At 42.2% G+C, this 4,626-nt stretch carries 3 protein-coding genes and 2 pseudogenes; 3 read left to right on the forward strand and 2 right to left on the reverse strand.

The features are described from left to right. Nucleotides 1-175 (reverse strand): annotated as a pseudogene (locus KIV40_RS35620) (ABC transporter); the annotation flags it as partial. Between the two features lie 48 nt (nucleotides 176-223). Beyond that, nucleotides 224-415: pseudogene (locus KIV40_RS23615) on the reverse strand (IS5/IS1182 family transposase); the annotation flags it as partial. A gap of 399 nt (nucleotides 416-814) precedes the next feature. On the opposite strand from KIV40_RS23615, the gene KIV40_RS23620 reads away from it, so the two are divergent. The 3 genes from KIV40_RS23620 to KIV40_RS23630 all read left to right on the forward strand — a co-directional run. After that, nucleotides 815-1,900, forward strand: a complete 1,086-nt coding sequence (locus KIV40_RS23620) for a NapC/NirT family cytochrome c (RefSeq protein WP_012129113.1) — start codon at nucleotides 815-817, stop codon at nucleotides 1,898-1,900. A 44-nt stretch (nucleotides 1,901-1,944) separates the two neighbouring features. Further along, the gene (locus KIV40_RS23625) at nucleotides 1,945-4,371 is read left to right on the forward strand and encodes a molybdopterin-dependent oxidoreductase (RefSeq protein WP_285351620.1); all 2,427 of its coding nucleotides are present in this window, start codon (nucleotides 1,945-1,947) and stop codon (nucleotides 4,369-4,371) included. A gap of 134 nt (nucleotides 4,372-4,505) precedes the next feature. Then, on the forward strand, nucleotides 4,506-4,626 hold a 121-nt coding region (locus KIV40_RS23630; RefSeq protein WP_155483594.1), incomplete at its 3' end, for a transposase DNA-binding-containing protein.

Here is a 4,626-nt window from a genome sequence, read left to right on the forward strand (position 1 = left end):
TGACACAGAGGGGAAATGGGTGATCGGATAATCCCGAAATGACTGATCGGAATGCCCCGAAATATGCAATACGCCAGTTTAAATCGCTGAAAATGGTCTTCTCAGTGTATTCAACCTTACCGTTCTTTAACTCAAAGATAGGGTTTTCGAAATGCGTCGAGTGCTGATGGGCTTTGTTGCTTAATTCGGTTGGAAGACATGGTAGCCTAAAGTTGTTCAGTTCTTAAGCAATATACTGAGTTTCAGGCATACCAAGTCCTGTAAGCTTGTTCAGCGCTTTGATCATTGCGAAAGTCTCGCCAACCTGAGCATTGTAATTTCTTAGGCTTAATTTCCCACCTAGCAGCTGTTTTACTCGGTACATTACTGTCTCTGATAGTGAGCGCTTGTGATAGCCATACCGCTTTTTCCACTTAAAAGGTCAGAGAACCACGGTTGATTAAGGCTTTGTTGTACTGCTTCCAGTTAGTTGTTTTGTAACGAGGTTTAGGCATGAGGCTACGACGATTGATGGGTGTAGCCGATCAGATCGTAGCTTATAGATTTAGTTCCATCGATTTAAGCAACAAAGCCCTTTGCCAATGTCACCACCGTTCTAATCATCACAAAGGATCAGAACGCATATCTTTGAAAAGGTTCAACAGATTTAGGCAACAACGCCATTTTGTAGCGGTAATGTCACAGTTTGGTGCCCTTGTACTATTATTATCCTAAAGCTTACATCCTGGTAAGAAACGACTGCTAGGCACTTAAAAGAATAAGATGAGCTGTCTGGTGGCCAACACCAAATTGTAATGGAAGACGGGGCTTATTTATGAAGAAGTTTATTATTTTTGCAGTAGCCGCTTTTGCAGTTTCATTTTTAGTAATTAAAAGCGGTGAAGAAATACTACATGAAACTTCCACAACTGAGTTTTGTGTGTCCTGCCATTCAATGGAGATACCAGCGGAAGAGTTTGAGTCTACTGCGCATTTCTCTAATTCATTTGGTGTCCGTGTGGAGTGTAAAGATTGTCACATTAATGAATACGACATGATTGATTACGTAAAGGCTAAGCTCGGTGGTGCCAAGGATATCTGGTATGAACTAACAGGAGAGATAGATACTCCTGAAAAATATGAGGAACATCGATTGGAAATGGCTCAGGCGGTTTGGGCTACGATGGAGGCCAATAATTCAGCCACCTGTAAGCATTGCCATTCTTATGACAGTATGAATTGGGATGAAATGTCTGTGGCTGCCAAAACTGCGATGATGCCGGCGGCCAAAAAAGACCAAGGTTGTATCGACTGTCACAAGGGTATTGCTCATCACCTACCTAAGGTTCAATCTGACTCGACTGCTCTTAGTAAGCTTGAAATTAATGAGACGGTATACACTACCACTACTTCTACGATTTATAACGAAAAGAGCTTGCAGGATAAGAGCCGAGCAAAAATGTTACCTCTTACCAAGCTAACCTTACTTGAGAAAGATGAGAAAGCTTTTAAGGTGAAGTTGTCTGGATGGCAAGAAGGGAGAAAAAAGCTTCTTTATGCTGAAAAAGGGCTGCGAATTACTGATGCGACGTTGCGAGGTATTAAAGACATTAAAGAAACCGGTGAAACGTATTATGACGATGCAACTAAAAAAGACTGGAAGGGTATAGAGGTCATAGCCTGGATCGGTGATACACAGATTATTCAGGACTTGGGTACCGAATATGAGGGGTTAGCATTTCAGTACGATGCTAAGTGTGGTGCTTGTCATACAAAAGTTGAGGAGAGTCACTTCAAAGCGAATGATTGGCCTGCTCAATTTAAAGGGATGTCTAGACAGGCGAAGCTTGAGAAAAATGAAAGTTACAAGCTGTTGAAGTACTTACAGTACCACTCTGCTGATTTTGCTAGTAACCATTGATAAATGGACTATTGAACTCATCACATAATGAATAAGGAAAAAATATGGAACTTTCTCGTAGAAGCTTTTTGAAATCAGCAGGGGTTGCCAGTACGGCAGCCCTCTCAGCACAGTTAACTCCTTTAGCATTTGCCGCAAGCACAGATGTTGCCATTAAGAAGGCATTAACGGCTTCAAAATTCGGTACTTTTGAAGCAACGATCGATAATGGTGTCATTACTGGTGTGTCGCCGATTGATAAGTTAGGTATGACGATTGATTTAGCTGAATACGCTTATAAGACCATAAACAATCCTTCCCGAATTCAAACGCCTATGGTCAGAAAAGGTTACTTAGAGGGTAAAGGTGGTAATCGAGGTGACAACGAGTTTGTCCCTATTAGTTGGGAGCAAGCGATTGATTTGCTCTATAACAAGTTGGAGGAGGCACAGGTGAATCACGGCCCTTCTTCAATATATCCTCATAGTTCTTGGGGTCCATTTGGTCAGTATGGTAATTGTGCAACCGTCATGAAGCGAGCGTTGAACCTTCATGGTAAGACACTCAGTTCATCAGGCTATTATTCGACCGCCGCTGCTCAGTCTATCCTACCGGAAGTCGTCGGAGATAGTGAGGTGTATTCAGAGCAGACAACCTTAAGTTACATCGAGGAAGAAACGGATTTACTAATCTTTTGGGCGTGTGATCCGATAAAGAATTTAAAAATTGGTTTTGGTACATCAGATCATGCACCTTATGAATACTGGGATAGAATCAAAGCTAAGGTCGCTTCGGGTAAATTGAAAGTGATTTCTGTTGATCCTGTTAAATCAGAAGCTCAGAAATTTTTAGGTGGAGAGCAATTAGCAATTAAGCCTCAGACAGATACTGCATTGCTGTTGGGGTTATGTCATGAATTATTGGAAAGTGACCAGTATGACGCTGACTTTATCGATACTTATACCGATGGTGCTGATGAGTTGTTCAGTTACCTCAATGGTGAAAAAGATGGAGTCAAAAAGACGGCTGAGTGGGCGTCGAAGATTTGTGGCGTACCCGTTGAGACGATTAAATCTCTTGCCAAACAGATGGTTTCAGGGCGAACTTTGATCAGTAGTGGCTGGAGTGCTCAGCGAGCTCATCATGGCGAGCAATACTGTATGTCAATTGTTTCTCTGGCTTCAATGATCGGACAAATCGGACTTCCTGGAGGTGGTTTTTCATTTGGTTACATTTATAACGATGCCGGTGCTGGCTCGTCGAATGGTGCCCGTTTAGGATCTTTGTCTGCATCGATTAAAGGAGCTAAACCCAAACATGACAAGCCTTATACGAGTACTCCTTATTTCCCCACATCGCGCATAGTTGATGTTATTGAAAATCCAGGAATGAAAAGTACTTATAAAGGAAACGATATTACTTACCCTGATCTAAGAGTTTTAATTGTTTCAGGGGCTAATATTGTTTCCACTCACCAAGACGTTAACCGATTAACCAATGCGTTAGATAAGCTTGATTTTATGGTAACGATCGATACTCAATGGACTGCTACCTGTCGCTATTCAGATTTGGTTTTACCTACTACCACTCTTTGGGAGCGTGATGAGCTTTCTGGGTATGGTAATGCAACCAATCGAGGCGTTGTGGGTATGCGTAAGCTTATCGAGCCAATGTACGATTCTAAAGACGACTTTGATATTTGGCGTATGTTTACTGCTAAGTTTGGTAAAGAGAAGGAATTTACCGGTGGTAAAACGCAGTTGCAGTGGTTGAAAGAATTTTACGATAAAGCTTATGAGGCCAACCAGAAAAAAGGTATTGAAATGCCGACGTTCGAGAGTTTCTGGACAGATAAGACAGCCTTTATTAGATATGAGGGCAATAATAAGTATGTTCGTCACCAGTCATTCCGCGATGATCCTGATTTGGATGGTCTAGCAACCGACTCTGGCTTAATTCAATTGTTCTCCCAAAAAGTAGCCAATGCAAATCTTAAAGATTGTACGCCGTATGCGAGTTGGATTGAGCCCACTGATTGGAAAGAAAGAGTCTCTGGAGAATATATGCACATGGTAACGCTTCATCCTAGTAACCGATTACACTCACAACTCGGCGGAGTTCAGGAGCTGAGGGAGGCGGTTAACAGCAATGATCATGAACCGATGTGGATCAACCCGTCAGATGGAGCCAAATACGGTATAAAAACCGGCGATATAGTGGAAGGTTACAATGAAAGAGGCTCTGTTCTGTTCGGTGCGATTATTTCTGATAAAGTGAGTGAAGGGGTGGTTGCTTCGCAAGAGGGTGGTTGGTATAGCCCTAAGGGAGCTTCTTGTTTGTACGGTAATGCGAACGTCTTGACTAATGACCAAGGGACATCTTCATGGGGTCAAGGGCCAACGGCTCAGACATGTTTAGTTAAAGTGAAAAAATACTCGGGTAAAAAGCCTCAAATTGATTGTTTTACTGGTCCGATTATTAAATCAAGCTGATTGTAAAGCGTGACACCTCCCATTTACCCTGTCTCTTATACACAAATCCCCAAGCTTATAGCTTGGGGATTTTTTTTGAACTCTTTCAAGTGTGTGTGATCTGATCACTTAGCAATCCTTACTGAAACACTAAGATGACACACTCAGACGCTAAACTTTGGGCACAAGAACAATTTGGACAAGCACAACTTAAAGACCCTCGAAGAACACAACGCCTCATCAGCTTAGCGACTTCTATTGCTAATCAACCAGGAG

This window comes from Vibrio sp. D173a (assembly GCF_030248475.1).

What these genes read in the sequence shown, in the direction of transcription:
- KIV40_RS23620 (WP_012129113.1), top strand. Translation starts at nt 815, where the DNA reads ATGAAGAAGTTTATTATTTTTGCAGTAGCCGCTTTTGCAGTTTCATTT.
- KIV40_RS23625 (WP_285351620.1), top strand. Translation starts at nt 1,945, where the DNA reads ATGGAACTTTCTCGTAGAAGCTTTTTGAAATCAGCAGGGGTTGCCAGT.